At 63.5% G+C, this 19,762-nt stretch carries 22 protein-coding genes; 8 read left to right on the top strand and 14 right to left on the bottom strand.

Going from position 1 to position 19,762, the window contains the following annotated elements:
* The first annotated feature begins 80 nt into the window (after positions 1-80).
* The 3 genes from BI347_RS05515 (at position 81) to BI347_RS05505 (ending at position 1,758) form a co-directional block, all read left to right on the top strand.
* Positions 81-422 (top strand): DUF7709 family protein, encoded by a 342-nt coding sequence (locus BI347_RS05515; RefSeq protein WP_071113664.1) that lies wholly within the window; start codon positions 81-83, stop codon positions 420-422.
* 78 nt (positions 423-500) lie between these two features.
* Positions 501-1,052, top strand: coding sequence for a hydrolase (locus BI347_RS05510; RefSeq protein WP_071113758.1), 552 nt, complete (start codon positions 501-503; stop codon positions 1,050-1,052).
* Between the two features lie 376 nt (positions 1,053-1,428).
* The gene (locus BI347_RS05505) at positions 1,429-1,758 is read left to right on the top strand and encodes a DUF2322 family protein (protein ID WP_083338715.1); all 330 of its coding nucleotides are present in this window, start codon (positions 1,429-1,431) and stop codon (positions 1,756-1,758) included.
* Positions 1,759-1,764: 6 nt separating this feature from the next.
* Here the strand turns inward: BI347_RS05505 and BI347_RS05500 are convergent, their stop codons facing one another.
* From BI347_RS05500 to BI347_RS05455, 10 genes are all read right to left on the bottom strand, one after another.
* Positions 1,765-3,075 (bottom strand): anaerobic C4-dicarboxylate transporter family protein, encoded by a 1,311-nt coding sequence (locus BI347_RS05500; RefSeq protein WP_071115469.1) that lies wholly within the window; start codon positions 3,073-3,075, stop codon positions 1,765-1,767.
* A 343-nt stretch (positions 3,076-3,418) separates the two neighbouring features.
* Entirely contained in the window at positions 3,419-3,868 is a 450-nt protein-coding gene (rplI, locus tag BI347_RS05495; protein ID WP_071115468.1) for a 50S ribosomal protein L9, read from the bottom strand.
* Positions 3,869-3,889: 21 nt separating this feature from the next.
* Positions 3,890-4,117, bottom strand: coding sequence for a 30S ribosomal protein S18 (rpsR, locus tag BI347_RS05490; protein ID WP_011137185.1), 228 nt, complete (start codon positions 4,115-4,117; stop codon positions 3,890-3,892).
* A 5-nt stretch (positions 4,118-4,122) separates the two neighbouring features.
* Positions 4,123-4,422, bottom strand: a complete 300-nt coding sequence (gene priB, locus BI347_RS05485) for a primosomal replication protein N (RefSeq protein ID WP_021476674.1) — start codon at positions 4,420-4,422, stop codon at positions 4,123-4,125.
* A gap of 18 nt (positions 4,423-4,440) precedes the next feature.
* Complete coding sequence (rpsF, locus tag BI347_RS05480; protein WP_071113660.1) at positions 4,441-4,818, bottom strand: 30S ribosomal protein S6; 378 nt, start codon at positions 4,816-4,818, stop codon at positions 4,441-4,443.
* A 156-nt stretch (positions 4,819-4,974) separates the two neighbouring features.
* Positions 4,975-5,277, bottom strand: coding sequence for a hypothetical protein (locus tag BI347_RS05475; RefSeq protein ID WP_071115467.1), 303 nt, complete (start codon positions 5,275-5,277; stop codon positions 4,975-4,977).
* Positions 5,274-5,714 (bottom strand): hypothetical protein, encoded by a 441-nt coding sequence (locus BI347_RS23465; RefSeq protein ID WP_139167178.1) that lies wholly within the window; start codon positions 5,712-5,714, stop codon positions 5,274-5,276. The genes BI347_RS05475 and BI347_RS23465 overlap by 4 nt, the downstream gene beginning before the upstream one ends.
* A gap of 10 nt (positions 5,715-5,724) precedes the next feature.
* On the bottom strand, positions 5,725-6,051 hold the full coding sequence (locus BI347_RS05465; protein WP_071113657.1) for a metal-sensitive transcriptional regulator: 327 nt from the start codon (positions 6,049-6,051) through the stop codon (positions 5,725-5,727).
* Positions 6,052-6,110: 59 nt separating this feature from the next.
* Positions 6,111-7,589: a multicopper oxidase family protein gene (locus BI347_RS05460; protein ID WP_071115465.1), complete on the bottom strand. Its 1,479-nt coding sequence runs from the start codon at positions 7,587-7,589 to the stop codon at positions 6,111-6,113.
* 135 nt (positions 7,590-7,724) lie between these two features.
* The gene (locus BI347_RS05455; RefSeq protein ID WP_071113655.1) at positions 7,725-8,516 is read right to left on the bottom strand and encodes an inositol monophosphatase family protein; all 792 of its coding nucleotides are present in this window, start codon (positions 8,514-8,516) and stop codon (positions 7,725-7,727) included.
* A 147-nt stretch (positions 8,517-8,663) separates the two neighbouring features.
* Between BI347_RS05455 and BI347_RS05450 the strand changes: the two genes are divergently transcribed.
* Both BI347_RS05450 and BI347_RS05445 read left to right on the top strand, forming a co-directional pair.
* Positions 8,664-9,428: an RNA methyltransferase gene (locus tag BI347_RS05450; RefSeq protein WP_071115464.1), complete on the top strand. Its 765-nt coding sequence runs from the start codon at positions 8,664-8,666 to the stop codon at positions 9,426-9,428.
* On the top strand, positions 9,418-10,329 hold the full coding sequence (locus tag BI347_RS05445; RefSeq protein ID WP_083338713.1) for a DUF1853 family protein: 912 nt from the start codon (positions 9,418-9,420) through the stop codon (positions 10,327-10,329). The genes BI347_RS05450 and BI347_RS05445 overlap by 11 nt, the downstream gene beginning before the upstream one ends.
* Before the next feature lie 50 nt (positions 10,330-10,379).
* Here BI347_RS05445 and fnr read toward each other — a convergent pair whose 3' ends face one another.
* On the bottom strand, positions 10,380-11,126 hold the full coding sequence (gene fnr, locus BI347_RS05440; protein ID WP_071113653.1) for a fumarate/nitrate reduction transcriptional regulator Fnr: 747 nt from the start codon (positions 11,124-11,126) through the stop codon (positions 10,380-10,382).
* A gap of 106 nt (positions 11,127-11,232) precedes the next feature.
* On the opposite strand from fnr, the gene hemN reads away from it, so the two are divergent.
* Together hemN and BI347_RS05430 are read left to right on the top strand one after the other, a co-directional pair.
* Positions 11,233-12,639, top strand: coding sequence for an oxygen-independent coproporphyrinogen III oxidase (gene hemN / locus BI347_RS05435; protein WP_071115463.1), 1,407 nt, complete (start codon positions 11,233-11,235; stop codon positions 12,637-12,639).
* 206 nt (positions 12,640-12,845) lie between these two features.
* Positions 12,846-14,861 (top strand): methyl-accepting chemotaxis protein, encoded by a 2,016-nt coding sequence (locus tag BI347_RS05430; RefSeq protein ID WP_071113651.1) that lies wholly within the window; start codon positions 12,846-12,848, stop codon positions 14,859-14,861.
* A 388-nt stretch (positions 14,862-15,249) separates the two neighbouring features.
* On the opposite strand, the gene BI347_RS05425 is transcribed toward BI347_RS05430, so the two are convergent.
* Positions 15,250-16,665: an alanine/glycine:cation symporter family protein gene (locus BI347_RS05425; RefSeq protein WP_071113650.1), complete on the bottom strand. Its 1,416-nt coding sequence runs from the start codon at positions 16,663-16,665 to the stop codon at positions 15,250-15,252.
* A gap of 534 nt (positions 16,666-17,199) precedes the next feature.
* Here BI347_RS05425 and BI347_RS05420 point away from each other — a divergent pair.
* Positions 17,200-17,928 carry a substrate-binding periplasmic protein gene (locus BI347_RS05420; RefSeq protein ID WP_083338712.1) on the top strand — a complete coding sequence of 243 codons (729 nt, stop codon included), beginning with the start codon at positions 17,200-17,202 and terminating at the stop codon, positions 17,926-17,928.
* A 7-nt stretch (positions 17,929-17,935) separates the two neighbouring features.
* On the opposite strand, the gene ugpQ is transcribed toward BI347_RS05420, so the two are convergent.
* Entirely contained in the window at positions 17,936-18,685 is a 750-nt protein-coding gene (gene ugpQ, locus BI347_RS05415; RefSeq protein ID WP_071113649.1) for a glycerophosphodiester phosphodiesterase, read from the bottom strand.
* Positions 18,651-19,754 (bottom strand): sn-glycerol-3-phosphate import ATP-binding protein UgpC, encoded by a 1,104-nt coding sequence (locus BI347_RS05410; RefSeq protein WP_071113648.1) that lies wholly within the window; start codon positions 19,752-19,754, stop codon positions 18,651-18,653. Before BI347_RS05410 ends, ugpQ begins: the two co-directional genes overlap by 35 nt.
* Positions 19,755-19,762 lie beyond the last annotated feature (8 nt).

The raw sequence follows: 19,762 nt of genomic DNA, 5'->3' as shown, positions 1-19,762 counted from the left end.
AATATATATTGGCACTCTATATAAAGCGTGCCGATGGCGCCAGCGCGATACTGGCTACTCCCCAGACAAGGAGCCAGACCATGAGCCAAAACGCCCAAACCATCGACCATACCGGCGAGCTCGCCGCCATCAACAGCAAGGTCATCGCCGACGGCGAAACCCTGCCCGCGGTGAAGCTGCGCGACGGCAGCACGGTGCAGACCGGCACCGTCGCCGCCATGCTGGTCAATATCGCCGCCTACAATCAGGGCGAGCGCGGCGAGGTGGAGCGCCAGCTGCAGCTGGCTATTCCCACGCTGATCAAGGTGGGCTTGTTCCAGCTGTTCCCGGCGGAGGAGTGGATACGCGGCGACAATCCCGGCCGCACGCTGCTGGGCGAGATGACCGAGCGCTATCTGGCCGACCAGGCAAGCAACACATGAGCATATCCCGTCCGCGATAAGGATGCCGCCAGCCGACAATGGCGCTAAGCTGGCGGCTTGACTCAACCGGAGCTGATCATGCTGATGCAAAAACAGGACGCCGCCCTGCTGGTGGTCGACATCCAGGAAAAGTTGCTGCCGGCGGTGTACGACGCCGACGGCCTGCTGCAACGCAGCCGCTGGCTGGTGCAAGCGGCGCGCGACCACGAACTGCCCATTGTGTTTTCCGAGCAATACCCGCGCGGCCTGGGCGGCACGGTGGCGGCACTGCGCGAGGCCGCGCCGCAAGCGCCGGTGGTGGACAAGCTGCACTTCTCCTGCGTGGCAGCCGGCTGCCTGCCGCCCCAGTTGCTGGCTAAACGCCAGATCATAATCTGCGGCATGGAGGCGCACGTTTGCGTGCTGCAGACGGCGCTGGAGCTGCTGGAGACCGGCAAGCAGGTATTCGTGGCGGCGGACGCGGTATCCAGCCGCAAGGCTTCCGACGTCGAGCTGGCGCTGGCGCGGATGCGCGCGGCCGGAGCGGCGATAGTCAGCCGCGAGATGGTGTTGTTCGAACTGCTGCGCCAGTCAGGCGGCGATCATTTCAAACAGATGAGCCAACGCTACCTGATGGGCGAGCAGCCTTAGCCGGCGGGCCGGAAATGAAGCGGGGTTGTCGAAGCTTACCTCTTCGACAACCCCGTTCCAATGGCGGCTGAGCCGCTCTCATCCTCCCCTTTGCAGACTGGCGCTGTGGACCTTGCGGCCCCGCTCGCTTGCATGCCTTCTACTCAGCAAACACCGTGCCAGCCGCAAAGCGCTTGAAAAGACCGTTTCAAACGGAGATATTCAAGGTCAGCCGGTCAAAATCGCACCAAATTAGTGCAAGACAATGCCGGCCGGCACCAAACTGAAACATAAATTAACATTTACTGTCACACAAATGGCAACTACGTACTAGAACTGTCATGTTTCGCCCTTATTCTCATCCACTGCAGTCGCAAACATAACAAGGAGAATGACCATGGCCACCTTCCAGGAACAGCTGTCCACCCTGCCCGCCACCGACGACATCGCCGCCATCGTGCTGCTGAACCCGGCAGGCGAAGCCGTGCACCGGCTGGAAAACCAGCCGGGCACCGCCGGCTCGCTGCGCGTCTACCACGCGCTGGTGAAGCGCCATGGCCATATCGACCGCAAGGCCGCCCGCGAAGGGCTGGAACTGTTCGCCGAACACACCGCCGCCGCCCGCGCGGCGCCGGGCAGCCATCCCAATATCGACCGCCTGCTGGCCATCGCCGAAGACAACGCCCCCGGCCTGCGCGCGCGCGTGGTGCTGGCCAGCGAAAGCTGATTCCGCTCAGCGCAGCGCCTGCAGCGCGAAACCGGCCGCGATCGACACCGTGGTGGTCACCAGGCCCGGCAGGATGAAGCTGTGGTTGAACACCCAGCGGCCGATGCGGGTGGTGCCGGTGTAGTCCATCTCCACCGCCGCGATGATGCTGGGGTAGCTTGGCAGCACATACACCCCCACCACCGCCGGATAGATTGCGATCAACAGCGGCGGCGCCAGTCCCAACGACACCCCCAACGGCATCATTACCTTGGTGGTCGCCCCCTGGCTGAACAGGATCACCGCCATGGTGAACACCGCGCAGGCGAACAGCCACGGCGCGGCATGGACAATGCTGACGATATTGTGCTGGAACAGCGGCAGATTGGCCTGGATGAAGGCATCGCTCATCCAGGCCGCGCCCAGGATGGTCACCGCCGCCACCGCGCCGGATCGGAACATGCCGCCGGCCGCCATGGCATGCAGATCGGCCTTGCACACCATCACCGCCAGCGCGGCGTAGCCCAGCATGCACATCTGGATCACGTCCACCATTGCCACCGGCTCCATGCCATGCGCCCCGGGCCAGGCTGGCCGCAACTGCGGCAGCGCCGCCAGCAACACAATCAGCGCCACCGTGGCGAGAAAACCATACACCGACCAGGCGGCGGTTCTCGGCAACCCCTGCGCGTCCGCAGTCGGATCCGGCCGCGCGAGGCCGTCCGCAAGCCGCTGCCGGTAAACCGGGTCGTCGGCCAGTTCGCGGCCATAGCGCAGCATCGTCAGGCCGCCAGCCAAGGTGCCGAGCAAAGTGGCCGGAATGCTGATCATGATGATGTCGGTGAGCGCGACGCCGTGCGGCGCCAGCACGGCGGCCAGCGCGACCGTGGCGGCCGATACCGGACAGGCGACGATAGCGTTCTGCGAAGCCACGGTCAGGCCGGCCAGCGGCCGCTCCGGCCGGATGCCGGTTTTCTCCGCCACCTCCACCACGATCGGCATCAAGGCCAAAGCGATGAAGCCGGTGCCGGCCAGAAAGGTGGACAACCAACCCACCAGCGGCGCCAACAGCACGATGTGGCGCGGACTGCGTCGGAGGAAACGCGCAGCCAGCGCCACCATGTAGTCCAACCCCCTGGCCGACTGCAGCGCGGCGGAGGCGGTGATCACCGAGATGATGATCAGGATCACGTCTATCGGGGCATGGCCGGGCTTGAGGCCGAAGCCGAAGGTGAGGATGAACAGACCCGCGCCGCCGGTGACGCCCAGGCCGATCCCGCCCATGCGCACGCCGATGAAAATCGCGCCCAGCACCACCAGAAGTTGCAGATAAACCATGAGACGGCTCGTTGTGGATTGCAGGCCTTATTGTCGCAATATCGCAACGCAGACAGATTGTCCCAGATCAGCCGGAACCGCAATCCGCCGGCTGCATGCCAACTTCCCAGCCGCCGTGGCCGGTATCGCTCCAAGGCCGCCGCGATTCCCAGATAGCGGCGCCCAGCCGTCGGCTCCTGGCGCGACAGCCTTCCGTCCAAGCGGCGTCCGGCGCAAAGCCGGGCCGAAATACATCCTCCTCAGCTCGCGCACGCCGTAGTTGCCCCACCCAACCCGCTGGACGCCGAACGTGAAAAAGCCCGCTCGAAAGCGGGCTTTTCTTGAAGCCTTCCTGAATCAGGAATTAGGCTTCGGCAACTACAACAACCTTGATCGCGCTGACCACGTCATGGTGCAGAGCGATTTCGATGTCGTATTCGCCGATGGCCTTGAACGGGCCGTTCGGCAGGCGGACTTCGAAACGCTTGATGGCCACGCCGAACGCGGTCACGGCTTCAGCCACGTCCACATTGGTCACCGAGCCGAACAGGCGGCCGTCAACACCTGCTTTTTGAGCGATGGTGATAACAGCGTCAACCAGCTTTTCAGCGCGGACCTTGGCATCGGCCAGGATCTCTGCTTGCTTGGCTTCGAGGTCGGCGCGGCGAGCTTCGAACTCTTTCAGGTTGTTTTCGGTTGCGCGCTTGGCTTTGCCTTGCGGGATCAGGAAGTTACGGGCAAAGCCGTTCTTCACGTTGACCACATCACCCAGTTGACCCAGGTTGGCAACTTTTTCGAGCAGAATGATTTGCATCTCTAAGTTCCTTTCCCGGTCTTAGTGCTGGTCGGTGTACGGCAGGAAAGCCAGGAAGCGAGCACGCTTGATAGCGGTGGTCAGCTGACGCTGGTAGCGAGCCTTGGTACCGGTGATACGAGCCGGGATGATTTTGCCGTTTTCGGCGATGAAATCTTTCAGGAGATCAACGGATTTGTAGTCGATTTCCTTGATGCCTTCCGCCGTGAAGCGGCAGAACTTCTTGCGCTTGAAGAGTTGACGAGCCATTTTGACTAACCTTTTACAAATTCAACATATTCGATATTGAGTACCAACCGTGGATTGCGCAGACTGCGCTGACCGAGAAATCCGGTGACGTTGATCACCTGTCCCGCCAGTTTCCCGGAATGTTTCCGGGCGTCGTCGCCTATCCACACGGCCTGTATATCGCAGGCCACATCGCGTTCGAATCCGCCAGCTGTCTGTCTAGACTGATGCTTGAGCCACATTTCCACTACCGGCAAGCCGGCGGGCGTGTACCTCAAAGCATCCTCGCGCTCAACCGTGACGGTCAGTACCAGACGGTTCTGCAAGTCCGCTACCTCTGCCGATTAGGCAGAAGCTTCGGCCTCGGCTGCCGGCTGCTGGGAATCCAGCAGGTTTTTGGCCTTTTCGTCCTTCATCATCGGGGATGCATCGCTGATAGCGCGGTCCATCTTGATGGTGAGGTGACGCAGAACAGCGTCGTTGAACTTGAAGGCGTGCTCGATCTCGGCCAGGGCTTCCGGCTGGCACTCGACGTTCATCAGAACGTAGTGAGCCTTGTGCAGCTTCTGGATCGGGTAAGCCAGTTGACGACGGCCCCAATCTTCCAGACGATGGATCTTGCCTTCAGCGGCCAGAACCATACCCTTGTAGCGTTCGATCATGGCCGGGACCTGTTCGGACTGGTCCGGGTGCACGATGAACACGATTTCGTAATGGCGCATGTGAACTCCTTTTGGCTATTCGTAGCCTTTTGCCATGCGATTGCAAAAGGCAAGGTAGTAAACCGCAGCATTCTACGCACTTTGCCGCGGCCAGGCAAACTTTAAGCGCGATTTTTCAGCGACTTCGCCGCGCCGAGCCGGCAAAACGCGGCGATTTTACAACTTCTTGCTGCGCTTGATGTTCACCACCACGCCGTCACGCAGCGTGACGATGGTGGTGTAGGGAATATTGCCGTTCGCCAGCCAGGACAGCTGGCGAGTGGTGGAAACGGTGGCGATGCCGCTGGCCACGCCGCCCTGATTGCTGTCGCTGCCATAGTCGGGCCTGCCGGCGGTGGACACCAGCTCCGCCTCCAGCATGCCATTGTGCAGCTTGATGAAGGTTTCAAACGGGATCGGTTCGGCGTGTGCGACGCCGGCCACTAGCAACAAGATCAATACAACGAATCGCGTGGTCATTCGCTTTCTCCTGAACCTAATGCATGGTCAGATGCGAAACTTTTCCAGCCTACTGCGAATATCCTTGGACAAAAAAGGGAAGTGATATCGCCCTTTTCTCTCCCAAGAATCGGTGCCTGCAATATGCCCGCATCCTGCAACTCAACCGACAGCTGATCGTGTGGATAAAGATAGAACCGCTCTTGGTCTCGGAAAGCAATATGGATGCTCTTGCCACAATACTTGCGATCGAAAGCCATACGCCCCTTCAGTTGCACTTTGAGGACAGTGCGGCCATCGACATGGCAGGCGATGAAGTCGGCTCCTTGCCAGTCATCCGTCAGGCGCAGGCAGTTGAAGCCATAATCAGCTAGCACAGCCGCCAACTTCTGAAAATTGTAGTTTTCCTGCTGCCGCGCATTCAATTGACGATATTCGACACGCTGCCAAGCCGGCATAGCCTACTCTTTAGCGCACCTTCTTCACCACGTCTATCAGCTCGGTCACCATGCCGGTGGCGTCGCCCTGCTGCAACGCGCGCGCCACGCAGCCCTTCATATGATTTTCCAGCAATTGCAGCGCCACCGCGTCCATCGCCGACTTCACCGCCGCCACCTGGGTCAGCACGTCGACGCAATAGCGGTCGGAATCTATCATGCCGCTGATGCCGCGCACCTGGCCCTCTATGCGCGCCAGCCGTTTGAGCAGCGCCGCCTTGCCCGGCTGCACCACCGTGCGCTCGCCGGCCGGCGGCTCGTGACAGCAATCATCGTGTGGGTGGCGGGTATCGGTCATGGCTTGTCCTGGATTATCAATATCGGCATTATCGCGCATCCGGCGGCAGCGTGCCCGGACTAGGCTCTGACATCCAACACGCCCATCATGCCGGCGTCCTCGTGTTCCAGGATGTGGCAGTGGAACATGCGCGCCCCCGCCATCTCCTGGCGGAAACGCAGCCTCACCTTCTGTTCCGGCGGCACATTGACCACGTCGCGCCAGGCGAGATAGGGCTCGTCCCGCCAGCCCCTACCGTCGTGGCGCGCCACCACCTGGAACTGGGTGCCGTGCAGGTGGAAGGGGTGGTCCATATCGGCCTGGTTGTCCACTTCCCATTCCTCCACCTGCCCGGCCTTGCCGACGAAGTCCACCCGGTCCATATCGAAAATCTTGCCGTTGATCAGGAACATCGCCGCCGGATTGGCCATGTCCTCGCTGAACACCACCCGGCGCTTCACCTGCGGCAACCCCAGCGCCTCGATGCGGCGCAGCCTGGCTGGCAAGGGCGCGGCGACGGCATCCGCCCCGCGCTCCAGCGCCAACAGCGGCAAGGCGCTCTCCTGCTCCAGCCCCATCATCTTGCCGCGCGCATAAGGCAAGGCCAGCAGGCCGGCCGGCTTGCCGACCGCGAAGCGTCCGGTCACCACCAGTTCGGCGCGCGCGCCCGGCGGCAGCAACAGGCTGTCCAGCGGGCGCGGGCTGGCGATCAAACCGCCATCGGTTCCGACAAGATGCACCTCATGCGCCGGCAGCGCCAACCGCAGCACCCGAGCGCTGGTGGCGTTCCAGACGCGCCAGCGCTGGCGCTCGCCCATACCCAGGGTCAATTTCGGCCGCCAAGCGCCATTGACCAGCACGAACTGCCCCTCCCTGCCGTCCATAAGGTCGGCGTCGCTGCTACCGGCGATCTGCCCGCCATCGTCCAGCTTCAGGTCAGACAGCAGCAGCCACTGCTCGGGCAGATGGGCCAGCGGATCATCGCGGCGCCGCACCACGAACACTCCGGCCAGGCCGCGATACACCTGCTCGGCGGTGTGGCCATGCGGGTGCGGGTGATACCAGTAGCTGCCGGCGGAATCAGGCGGCAAAGTGAAATGGTAGTCGCGGCCCTGGCCGGCGGGCACCGCGTCGTGCGGATTGCCGTCCTGGTCGGCCGGAATCGGCAGGCCGTGCCAATGCACAGTGGTCGCTTGCGGCAGGCGGTTGTCGAAACGCAGGCTGAGCGACTCGCCCTCGTACAGCTCGATCGCCGGCCCCGGCACGCTGTCGTTGTAGGCCCAGAAAGCGGTGGCGGCCTTGCCGGGCAGCAAAGGCAGGTTCAGCGGCGCGGCGGTCAGGCAGCCTTGCAGCGCGCCGTTCTTCAGCTCCAGCGGCAGCCGCCTCAAGGCCGGCAGGGATGCACCGCGTCCCAAACCCAGGCCGGCCGGATCGGGCATGCCGCCGGCCAGTTGCGACCCACCGTGTCCGGCATCGGAGGACGCGGCCAGCGCCGGCCGGCCCAGCCAGGAAGTCAGGGCCAGCGCAGCCCCCCATTGCATCACTTGACGACGTTGCATCTCAGACTCCATAGATACCCCACACAGGTATATTGAAGCCTAGAGCGCGGCCGCTGGCAACGGTTCCGCGCGCCAATGAAAAAACGGCAAGCCTGAGCTTGCCGTTTTTCTGATGAAAGGCTTGATTGCTTGCGATTACTTGGCGACGTGCGGGGTCAGGATGTGCAACAGCTGGGCCAGCACTTTCGGGCTGGCGGCGACGATGTCGCCGGATTCCAGCCAGCCTTGCTCGCCGGTGAAGTCGGTGACGATGCCGCCCGCCTCCTGCACGATCAGGCTGCCGGCAGCGATGTCCCACGGCTTCAGGTTCAGTTCGAAGAAGCCCTCAACGCGGCCGCAGGCCACATTGCACAGGTCCAGCGCCGCGGCGCCTTCGCGGCGCACGCCGGCGGTCTTGGCGATCACGTCCTTCAGCATGCCCATGTATTGATCGAGATAGCTCTGGTCGGACACCGGGAAGCCGGTGGAGATCACGCACTCGTTCATCATGAAGCGCTTGGAAACGCGGATGCGGCGGTCGTTGAGGAAGGAACCCACGCCGCGCGAGGCGGTGAACAGATCGTTGCGGCTTGGATCGTAGACTACCGCCTGCTGCACCTGGCCCCTGTGCGCCAGCGCGATGGAGATCGCGTACTGCTGGTGGCCGTGCAGGAAGTTGGTGGTGCCGTCGATGGGGTCGATGATCCACTCGTATTCGGAGGAACCGACGCCTTTGGCGCCCGACTCTTCTGCTAGAATCGCGTGTTTCGGGTAGGCCTCGAGGATGGTGTGGATGATAGCCTCTTCGGCTGCGCGGTCCACCTCGGTAACGAAGTCGTTGTGTTTCTTCTTCTCTACGCGAATGGTATCGAGGTTGAGCGACGCGCGCTGGATAACACTGCCAGCACGGCGAGCGGCTTTTACCGCGACATTGAGCATCGGATGCATTGACGGCCTCTACACTTGAACAATAGGCAGGCGCGGCGTTCGATCACGCGACGCCTGCTGGTAACAATCTGGGTTAAGGAACAAAAAAACCCGACGCCTGGGCGCGGGCTTTTGATATATGCCCGCTATTTTAATGTGAAACCGCCAATGAATAAACCCCAAGTACCTGATTTTCTGAAAAACATCCGCATCGTGCTGGCCAGGCCCAGCCATCCGGGCAACATCGGCTCGGCCGCGCGCGCGATGAAAACCATGGGGCTGACCCGCCTCTATCTGGTGGAACCCAAGGTGTTTCCCAGCGACGAAGCCAACGCGCTGGCCTCCGGCGCGGTGGATGTGCTGGAGCGCGCCACCGTGGTGTCCTCGCTGTCTGAGGCGCTGTCCGACGTCACCGTGGCCTGCGCGCTGACCAGCCGCCGCCGCGAGCTGACCACCCCGCTGTCCACCCCGCGCGAAACCACGCCGGAACTGGTGGCGCGCGCGCGCGACGGCGAGCTGGTGGCGCTGGTGTTCGGCAACGAAACCTTCGGCCTATCGATAGAGGAAGTGGAGCAGTGCAACCGCCTGGTCACCATCCCTGGCAATCCGGACTACTTCTCGCTGAACCTGGCGATGGCGGTTCAGGTGATGACCTACGAGCTGTTCAGCCATACCGGCGTCGGCGTGGAATACCTGCGCGCCGACGGTGAAGCCGCCACCCAGGGCGAAGTGGAGGGCCTGTGCGGCCACCTGGAGCAGGCGATGGAGGAGATCGGCTATTTCCGCCGCCGCAACAGCGAGCGGCTGATGCGCCGCATGCGCACCCTGTTCAACCGCTCGGGGCTGCTGCGCGACGAAATCGACATCCTGCGCGGCTTCTTCAAGCAGGTGCAGCGCGCTGCCGACGGCAGCCTGAAACGGGATGAAGACTGAGCCGGATTTCTTCCTGCCCTACGCGCACCCGGCGGTGCGCGATCTCGCCTTTTTGCTGACCTCCCCCTCCCCCTGGCTGTGCGGCGCCGATCTGCCGCCGGAACGGCTGCTGGGTCCGGACGGCGGCGCGCTGCTGCGCCAACTGGACCAGCAGCCGGCGCCCTTGCTGGCCTGGCTGGCCTTCGCCCGCGGCAACAAGCTGGGAAAATATGCAGAAAGACTATTTTCTTTCTGGTTCAGATGGTCGCCACACATACGGATTGCCGCTGAAAACCTCAACGTCATCAACAGCACGCGCCGCACGCTGGGCGAGTTCGACTTCCTGCTGTGGCTGGACGGCGAGCCCTGGCATCTGGAAACCACCAGCAAATTCTATCTGCAGCTGGACGACGATCCCGCTTCGCTGATCGGCCCCAGCCTGCGCGATGCCTGGCGGCTGAAGGCGACCAAACTCGCCACACAGCTGCAACTGAGCCGCCATCCAGCCGCCGCAGCGCTATTGCCCGATGGTTTCGCCGACTGCCGGATAGGCGCGCGCCTGACCGGCTGGTTCTTTTACGCCGCCGGCCGGCCGCTACCACCCCTGCTGGCCCGCGGGCAATTGCGCGGCTGGTACGCGCCGCTGGAACAGGATTGGCCGCAAGCGCAGCCAGGCTCGCGCTGGGCCTGGCTGCCGCGCCTGTCCTGGCTGGCGCCGGCGCTGCTGGACGAAGGCGACATCCAGCAGCAGGCGGCCCTTCGTGCGCGGCTGCAGGCCAGCCAGGCGCCGCAGCTGGTGGCGGAGCTGCAGCCCGCCGCCGGCGGCTTGTGGCAGGAAGTGGCGCGCGGCTTCGTCACCCCCGACGGCTGGCCCGACCCCGCGCGGCTGGCGGAGCTGCAAAGCAATCTGCCGCAGCCATGAAAAAAGGCAGGCCTGATGGCCTGCCTTTTCATTGCGGTGATACGCCCGGCTCAGTGGCCGCTGGCGTGAATGCAGCCGGCGATCAGGTTTTTCAGATCCTCCACCTTCACCAGCTGGATATGCTTGTGGTCGACGGTGATCCAGCCCTGCTGCTGGAACTTGGACAGCGTGCGGCTGACCGTTTCCAGCTTCAGCCCCAGGAAGCTGCCGATTTCCTCGCGGCTCATGCGCAGGATGAAATCGTTGGCGGCGAAGCCGCGGGTCGACAGCCGCTGCGACAGATTCAGCAGGAAGGCGGCGATGCGCTCTTCCGCCTTCATATTGCCCAGCAGCAGCATCACGTTCTGGTCGCGCACGATCTCGCGGCTCATCAGCCGGTAGAAATGGTGCTGCAGGCTGGGGATGTCGCGGCTCAGCGACTCCATGCGGCCGAACGGCAGCTCGCACACCTCGCTGTCCTCCAGCGCGATGGCGTCGCAGCTGTGGTTGTTGGTGGAGATGCCGTCCAGCCCCATCAACTCGCCCGACATCAAAAAGCCGGTCACCTGCTCACGGCCGTCCTGGCTGGCGACGCAGGTCTTGAAGAAACCGGTGCGCACCGCGTACAGCGACTTGAAGCCCTCGCCGCTGCGGAACAAGTATTCGCCGCGCTTCAGGCGGCGGCTCTGGCGGATCACCGTATCCAGCTGGCTCATCTCCTCGCGGTTGAGTCCGACCGGCAGGCACAGCTCGCGCAGGCTGCAGCTGGAGCAGGATATTTTCAGTGTGTGTAGAGCTGTATGGTTTTGTTCAGACATGCTGTGTTTGCTGCAAGCTGGTGAAGCTTGACCCTCGTCAATGCGGAATTCGCAGGTTTTGCGCAAATTTACCAGTCCACCAGAAGTTTTACCATCCGAATACGACATGAAAACCACCCATCCGTTTTCCCCCGCCCATTTCGAGTTCGACAGAGCACTGATCGAACGCCTGGATGGATCGGGTCCAAGATACACGTCATACCCGACTGCGGATCGCTTTACGCCGGGCTTCTCAGCACATGACTACCAGCACAGGCTGCAGCAGCGCCGGATTGGCGCCAACCGCAAACCTTTATCATTGTACGCTCATATACCATTTTGCAACACAGTTTGTTATTACTGCGCCTGTAACAAGATCATCACCAAAAACAAGGGCAAGGCCGACCAGTACCTAGACTACCTGGAGAAGGAGATCCGCTTGGTGGCGGAACAACTGGGCTGTCGGGAAAAAGTGATACAGCTGCACTTTGGCGGCGGCACGCCCACCTTCCTGTCCGACCCGCAGCTGAAACGGCTGATGGCCATGCTAGGCGAGCACTTCGAGTTTCTGAGCGACGGAGAATATTCCATCGAGATCGATCCGCGCAAGGTAAAACGAGAAACCATGTTCAGTTTGGCAGAATATGGCTTCAACCGGATCAGCGTCGGCGTGCAGGATTTCGACCCGGCCGTGCAGCTGGCGGTCAACCGCGTGCAAAGCGAGCAGGAAACCCGGGAGGTGATCGAGGCCGGGCGCGAGGCCGGTATGAAATCGGTCAGCCTGGACCTGATCTACGGCCTGCCGCTGCAAAGCCGCGGCTCCATGCTGCGCACGCTGGAAAAGGCCATCGCCCTCGATCCGGACCGGCTTGCGCTGTACAACTACGCCCACCTGCCGACGGTGTTCATGCCGCAGCGGCGCATCCATGAGGCCGATCTGCCCAGCGCTGGCGCCAAGCTGGACATCCTGCAGAACGCGGTGCAGATGCTGAGCGACGCCGGCTACGTCTTCATCGGCATGGACCACTTCGCCAAACCGGACGACGAACTGGCGGTGGCGCTGCGCCAGGGCCGGCTGCAACGCAACTTCCAGGGTTACTCCACCCATGCCGACTGCGACATGCTGGGCTTCGGCGTATCGTCCATCGGCAAGGTCGGCTCCTGTTACAGCCAGAACGACAAGACACTGGAGGGTTATTACGCCGCGCTGGACCAGAGGCGGCTGCCGGTGGTGCGCGGACTGACGCTGGACAACGACGACGTGCTGCGCCGCACCATCATCCAGGGGCTGATGTGCCGCTTTTCGTTGTCTGTCGAAGCGATCGAAGAGATCCACGGCATCGATTTCGCCCAGTATTTTGCGGCGGAAATGCCACAGATCCGCGATTTCCAGCAACAGGGCCTGTTGTCCTTCGACGGCGACTTCCTGATGGTGGAGCCCAAAGGGCGCTTCCTGATCCGCAACATCGCCATGGTCTTCGACCGCCACCTGCGCGAGCGCAAGACCCACGCCCGCTATTCGCAAACCATCTGACCATTGCCGCCGCCCGAATTGCCGGCGGCGGCGTCTTGCCCCGCTCCACCGCATACACTCCACTCGCACAAGACGGCTTAACGCAAACTGCAAGAATTCCGCTTTGCGCTAAGCAAATTCACTTATACAGTGAACAGCGAGAAACCCCCGTTCGCATGTCTGGAACCAGAACGTTGTAGTCATGGTTGATTCGAAGGAGCCGTTGCATGTCCACCCCCATCGTCAGGCTGATGCAACGCCTGAGCTATCCCCAGCGCTTCGCCCTGATAGGCCTGGTTTTCGCCGCGGCCCTGCTCTATCTGGTGTACGGCCTGTATCACAGCAACCAGGACAATATCGACTCCACCACCAAGGAAAGAGTGGGCGTGGTTTACATGCAGCCGCTGGCCGGCCTTCTGGCCGCGGTCCAGCAGCAGCAGGACTTGGCGGTGCACGCGGCGCTCGGCGACGGACAGGCCAAGAACGCGCTGGCCGCCGGCGCATCGCAGTTGCAGGCGCGGTGGCAGGCGCTGAAAACCGTCAATGAACAACTGGGCGCCGACCTGGCCAGCGGCGATGCCTGGAAGGGCGCCGCGGCGAGCTGGGACAAGCTGCAGGCGCTGGGATCGGCCACGCCGGCGCAACTGATCGCCGGCTACGGCGCGCTCAACGACCAGCTGAACAATCTGATCGGCGTGATCAGCGACAACTCCAACCTGACGCTGGACCCGGACATCGACACCTACTATCTGATGGACGCCGCCACCACCAAGCTGACCAGCGTGCTCATCCATCTGGGCGAAGCCAACGCCATCGCCGCGCTGGCCGAAGCCAACCAGGCGCTGACGCCGGCGCAGCGCGACCGCCTGGTGGAATTGCGCCCGCTGATCGCGGAGGCCGGCGACGGCTTGGGCAGCGACGTCGGCAAGGCCATCGCCTACAACGCCAGCCTGAAAACCGGCCTCAGCGCCCAGGCCGACAAGCTTGCCGCCATCCTGAAAAGCCAGAGCGCCGCGCTGTTCGACGCCGTCGCCGGCAAAAGCGGCGCCGGCGGCCTGAAAGTGGCCGGCCACACCGCGGAAAACGCCCCCGCCATCGCCGACTACATCGCGCTGGAACTCAAGCAACTGGATCAGCTGCTGCAAGCGCGGATAGACCGCACCGCTTGGCAGCGCAACACCTACATCGGCATAGGCATCGCCGCCATGCTGCTGGCCATCTTCCTGTTCCAGCAACTCTATCTGTCCATCACCCTGCAACTGGGCGGAGAGCCGTTCTACGTGCAGCAAGTGGTGGAACAACTGGCCGCCGGCCGGCTGGACACTCAAATCCAGCTGCGCAGGCAGGATAGTCAGAGCCTGCTGGCATCGATACGCCAGATGCGCGACCAGTTGCGCGAAACCGTCGCCCAACTGCTGGATACCTCCAACGAGGTGAACAACGCGGCGGCCCAGATGGCGCAAAGCGCGCGCAGCATCACCACCAGCAGCACCCTGCAGAACGAGGCCGCCTTCAGCATGGCCGCCGCCATCGAGCAACTGAGCGCCAGCCTGACGGTGAGCGCCGAGCAGTCCGAACACGCCAATCAACTGTCGCGCACCGCGGTGGTGCAATCCACCGCCGGCGACAAGGTGATCAGCGCCACCACCACCAGCATGGACGGCATCGTGCGCGACGTATCCTCGGTATCGGAAACCATCAGCGATCTGAGCCGGCAGTCGGAGTCTATCGTCAGCATCGTCGACGTGATCCGCGACGTGGCCGACCAGACCAATCTGCTGGCGCTCAACGCGGCGATAGAGGCGGCGCGCGCCGGCGAGATGGGCCGCGGCTTCGCGGTGGTGGCCGACGAGGTGCGCAAGCTGGCCGAACGCACCGCGCTGTCCACCACCGAGATCAGCAATATCGTCGCCAGGATCCAGAGCACCGCGCAAAAAGGCAGCGAGAGCATGCAGGTGGGCATGCAGGCCATCATGGACGGCCTGCAGCGCAGCCGCGACGCCGGCTCCAGCATGGCGGGGATACGCCATTGCGTGGACGATGTGCTGGGCAGCATCAACCAGATCATGGTGTCCTTGCAAGAGCAGAGCAGCGCCAGCCAGGTGCTGGCGCAGAATGTGGAGCAGGTGTCGCGGATGTCGGAGCAGAACGCCAGCGAGGTCAAGGCCAGCGCCCAGACCGCAGGCGAGTTGCAGGCGATTTCACAGCGGCTGATGGGGCTGGCGAGCCGGTTTACGGTGTAAAGGAAAGCCTAAAGGCCATGCCGCTCACGTAAAACGAAGCCGACGGCATGGCTCACCCAACGCGGGAAAAGCAGTGGATTCCGCTACGCGGAAGATTGTTTTGATGACGGTTCCGCCCGCCGGACGGGCAAGGGAACTGCGCCGCCAGTTTCCTTGCAACCCTAGGCGGCCGCTGCGGCGCGGGAAACCCCGACAAAACAGCCTGGAGCCAGTAGCCGCCGAACTAGCCTTCGGCGTCGAACATGCGGCGGCTTATATCCCCTGGCTCCAGGCTATTTTATCGGCACGCGCCGAAGGGGAAGAGGATGGCGACCAAACCAAGCTCAGTTGCCCACACGCTCAGTGAACAATATTCATGGGTGTCTACAAGCCAACAAGCACCCCCTGGCTACCAAATCCCCTTCTCCACCTTGGCCGCCAGCTCGGGATACCCCTCCACCTTGAATTCCGGCGCCGCCACGCCCGCCTTCAGCTGGCGCTGATAATCGCCCAGCACCACGAAGAAGAAGCGCGACAACAACAGGATGGCCGCCAAGTTGATCAGCGCCATCATACCCATCGCCAGGTCGGCCATGTCCCACACCAGCGGCAGGCTGGCCAGCGCGCCGAACAGCACCATCGCCAGCACCACCAGCCGGAAGGCCAACAGCGCCTTCTTGCTGTTGCGGATGAATTCGACATTGCCCTCGGCGTAGGCGTAGTTGCCCAGGATGGAGGAGAAGGCGAACAGGAACATCGCCACCGCCAGAAAGGAAACGCCTATCGGCCCGAACTGCGACTCTATCGCCTTCTGCGTCAGCGCCACCCCGCTCAGCCCCTGGTCGTGCACGCCGGTCAGCAGGATGATGGCGGCGGTGGCGGTGCAGATCACCATGGTGTCGATGAACACACCGAACATCTGGATCGCGCCCTGGCTGGCCGGATGACGCGAAGTGGCGGTGGCGGCGGCATTGGGCGCCGACCCCATGCCGGCCTCGTTGGAGAACAGGCCGCGCTTGATGCCCAGCATCATCGCCTGGCTCACCGCGTAGCCGGCCACGCCGCCTGCCGCCTGCTCCAGGCCCAGCGCGCTCTTGACGATCAGCATGAACAAGCCAGGCAGCTCGGCCGCGTGGATGGCCAGCACGTAGAGGGCCATCAGCAGGTAGATCAGCGCCATCACCGGCACCAGCCATTCCGCCACCCGCGCCACGGCGCGCACGCCACCGAAGATCACCGGCGCGGTCAACGCCACCAGCGCCAGGCCCACCGCCCACGGCTGCCAGCCCCAGGCGCCCTGGGTGGCAGCGACGATGGAGTTGGCTTGCACCGCGTTGAACACCAGGCCGAAGGCCAGGATCAGACAGAGGGCGAACAACACGCCCAACCAGCGCTGGCCCAGGCCTTTCTGGATGTAGTAAGCCGGGCCGCCGCGGAAGGTGCTGTCGTGGTGGCTGGTCTTGAACAGCTGCGCCAGCGTCGATTCGACGAAGGCGCTGGACATGCCGAGCAAGGCGGTCAGCCACATCCAGAAGACCGCGCCGGGACCGCCGGCGGCGATGGCGATGGCCACCCCGGCGATATTGCCGGTGCCCACCCGACTGGCGAGGCCGGTGGCGAAGGCCTGGAACGGCGAGATGTCGTCCCGGCTGCGGTGGCCGCCGCGGCCGCCCACCATCTCCTGCCAGCCGCGGGAAAACAGCCGCAGCTGCAACAGGCCGGAACGCAGCGTGAAATACAGGCCGACCAGCAGCAGCAGGGCAATCAGGATCTTGCCCCACAGCACGTCGTTGACCGCATTGATCAAAGAATGAAACAACTCCATGGTTCTCCTTGGACGTCTGAGCGAAAGCATCCCCCGCCGGCGGCGCTTGCCGCCGGAACGTGGGATGGGAAGGTTGGAACAGTCCCGGTCTGACGCCGGGATGGTAACGATGCCGTGAGAACCAACACGGGATTCGGTGCGGGCCCCTACCGAATGTCTGCCGCGCAAACGGCGGCGATTGGGTCGAATCTAGCAAAAGAAAGCGATTGCTGGCAATTCATCAAAACTCTCCCTCGCTAAAAACAAAATTCATTGCCCGGCGCCAGCGCTATATAAGGCGACGCAAGACCGGCGCCGACTGGCTTTTGCCAGGCCCGGCCGGACAAGGCATGCGAATGGCAATGTGAAACCATCCCGCAACACGCGCTCTTCTCGGCGGCGCTTCTCGCCCCGACACCGCCCATTTCAAGACAACGGTCGAATACAGGCGAATTAAAGCGAAACCTCATTTATGCTTCAGAGTGATTCAATTGCTACTGCGCCGGCGCTAAGCTGGGAGCCAACGCATCATCGGCAACGGGGGCGACAAGGCGGATGAAAACGATCGGCTATTGGATGACGGCGTTGTGGTGCATGGCCTGCCTGGCGGGCGAACCGTCGTGGCGGCTGGTGGCCGACGCCAGTTTCGAACCGTACAGCTATCTGGACCAGGACGGCCGCACGCCGCAGGGGCTGGACGTGGAACTGGTGAGCGCGGTGATGCGGGAAACCGGCGTGCCGTTCCGCATCAACCTGCTGCCGTGGGAAAGAGTGAAGCTGCAGCTGACGCTGAAAGACGCCGACGCCGGCTTCGTCTTCACTGGCACCGCCGAACGCCGCGCCCAATACGATTTGGTGGGACCGCTGCGCAAGGGGCAAACCGTGTTCATCACCCTGGCTCAGAGCTCGTTGCGCTACTGGCGCGGCCTATACGATCTCAAACCTTATCTGATCGGTCAGGTGCACGGCTACGGCTACGACACCGACTTCGACAAGGCCGACCTCGCGCGCGATCTGCACGCCACCTCGCCGCGCCAGCTGGTGACCATGCTATTGGCCGGCCGAGTGGACGTGATCGTCGGCGACAAGGTGCAGCTGCTGTATTTCCTCCAGCAGTTGCAGGCGGCAAACCAGGTGCGGGTGCTGTCCAAGCCGCTGGTGGAGATGCCGCGCTACGTGGCCTTCGCCAAGGGCGATCCGCGCGCGCGGCAGTTCGAGGCCGCGCTGAAGAAGCTGCAGCAGAACGGCGGGCTGCAGGCCATTCTGCAGCGCTGGCCGCAATAGCCGGCGCTCAGCGCCGCGCCGGCAACAAGTCCAGCCGGTCGGTGCATAGGCTGTCCACGCCCCAGGCCAGCAGGCGCCGGGCGTCGGCGGGATCGTTCACCGTGTAGCACAAGAGCTGGTAGCCGGCCTGCTTGACCTCGCGCGCCAATTCCGCCGTCAGCGCGTGGTGGTCGCAATGCAGCGCAACGCAGTCCAGCTCCGCCAGGATGTCGCGCCAGTTTCCGGGGATATCCTCACACAGGAAGGCGCGCGGCAATGCCGGCGCGGCGGCCTTCGCCGCGCGCAAGGCGTCGATTTCAAACGACGACAGCAAGGGCGGCACCGCCGCGCCTGCCCATAGGCGGGCGGCCTCCAGCGCCACCAGGCGGCCGGTTTCCTCGAATCGTCCCGGGCAGGGCTTGATCTCGATATTCAGCAGCATGTTCTGCGCCAGGCAGTAGCCGGCGACATTGCTCAGCGTCGGCAGCGCCTCGCCAGCGAAGGCCGCGCCCTTCCACCGGCCGGCATCCAGCTGCGACAGCTGGGCCATGGACATGCCGGCGGCCGGGGCCTTGCCGTTGCTGGTGCGGTCCACAGTGTCGTCGTGCAGCAAGAAACAGACATTGTCCGCCGACAATTTCACGTCGCACTCCGCCGCGCGGTAGCCGTAACGGACGCCTTCGCGGAAGCCGGCGATGGTGTTCTCCGGCGCCAGCGTGCCGCCGCCGCGGTGGGCGACGACTTCAGGATACGGCCAGGGCTGCTTGTGCTGCGGCATGTTCAATTCTCCGTTGGGTTTGGGCGTCAAACAGGTGCAGCGCGCCGGCCTGCACCGATAGCTCCAGCCGGCTGCCCGGCTCGGGGCGCTGGCCATGGGCGAGCCGCGCCACCACGTTCTGGCCGGCCATCAGACCGTAGACGTAATTGTCGGCGCCTAGCATTTCCATCGTATCCACCCTGAGGCTGAGCGTCTGGCCGCCGCCGGCCTGCAGGTGTTCGGGGCGGATGCCGACGCGCAACTTGCGGCCAGCGAGGTCTCTGCGCGGCTGCGGCAGCGTCAGGCTGACGCCGCCGTCCAGCGCGACCCGCTCGCCCTGCCCATCCACCTCGCCATCGAACAGATTCATGCCGGGCGAGCCCATGAAGCTGGCGACGAAAGTCGACGCCGGCCGGTCGTAGATCTCGTCCGGCGCGCCTATCTGCTCGATATGGCCCTTGTTCAGCACGATCACCCGGTCGGCCAGCGTCATCGCCTCCACCTGGTCATGGGTGACGTAGAGGCTGGTGGTGGCCAGGCGCCGGTGCAGGCGCTGGATCTCCAGCCGCATCTGGCCGCGCAGTTTGGCGTCCAGATTGGACAGCGGCTCGTCGAACAGGAACACCGCCGGCTCGCGCACGATGGCTCGGCCCATCGCCACGCGCTGGCGCTGGCCGCCGGACAATTCGCGCGGCTTGCGCGCGAGCAGCTGCTCCAGCTCCAGCACCGCCGCCACCTTGCGGACCCGCTCCAGGATATCGGTCTTGGACAGGCCGCGCAGCTTCAGCGCGTAACCCATGTTTTCCGCCACCGTCATATGCGGATACAGCGCGTAGTTCTGGAACACCATCGCGATGTCGCGATCCTTGGGCTCCAGTTGGTTGACCAGCTTGGCGCCGATGCGGATCTCGCCTTCTTCTATGCTTTCCAGCCCCGCCACCATCCTGAGCAAGGTGGACTTGCCGCAGCCGGACGGACCGACTATCACCACGAACTCGCCGTCGGCGATGTCTACCGATATCTCCTCCAGCACCCGCTTGTCGGCGCCGGGATAGCGCTTGCGGATATTGGACAGTTTCAATTGCGCCATCTGGCAGC

Origin of the sequence: Chromobacterium sphagni (genome assembly GCF_001855575.1) — a bacterium.
Lineage (GTDB): Bacteria > Pseudomonadota > Gammaproteobacteria > Burkholderiales > Chromobacteriaceae > Chromobacterium > Chromobacterium sphagni.
This window is presented reverse-complemented; position numbering and strand designations above follow the sequence as displayed.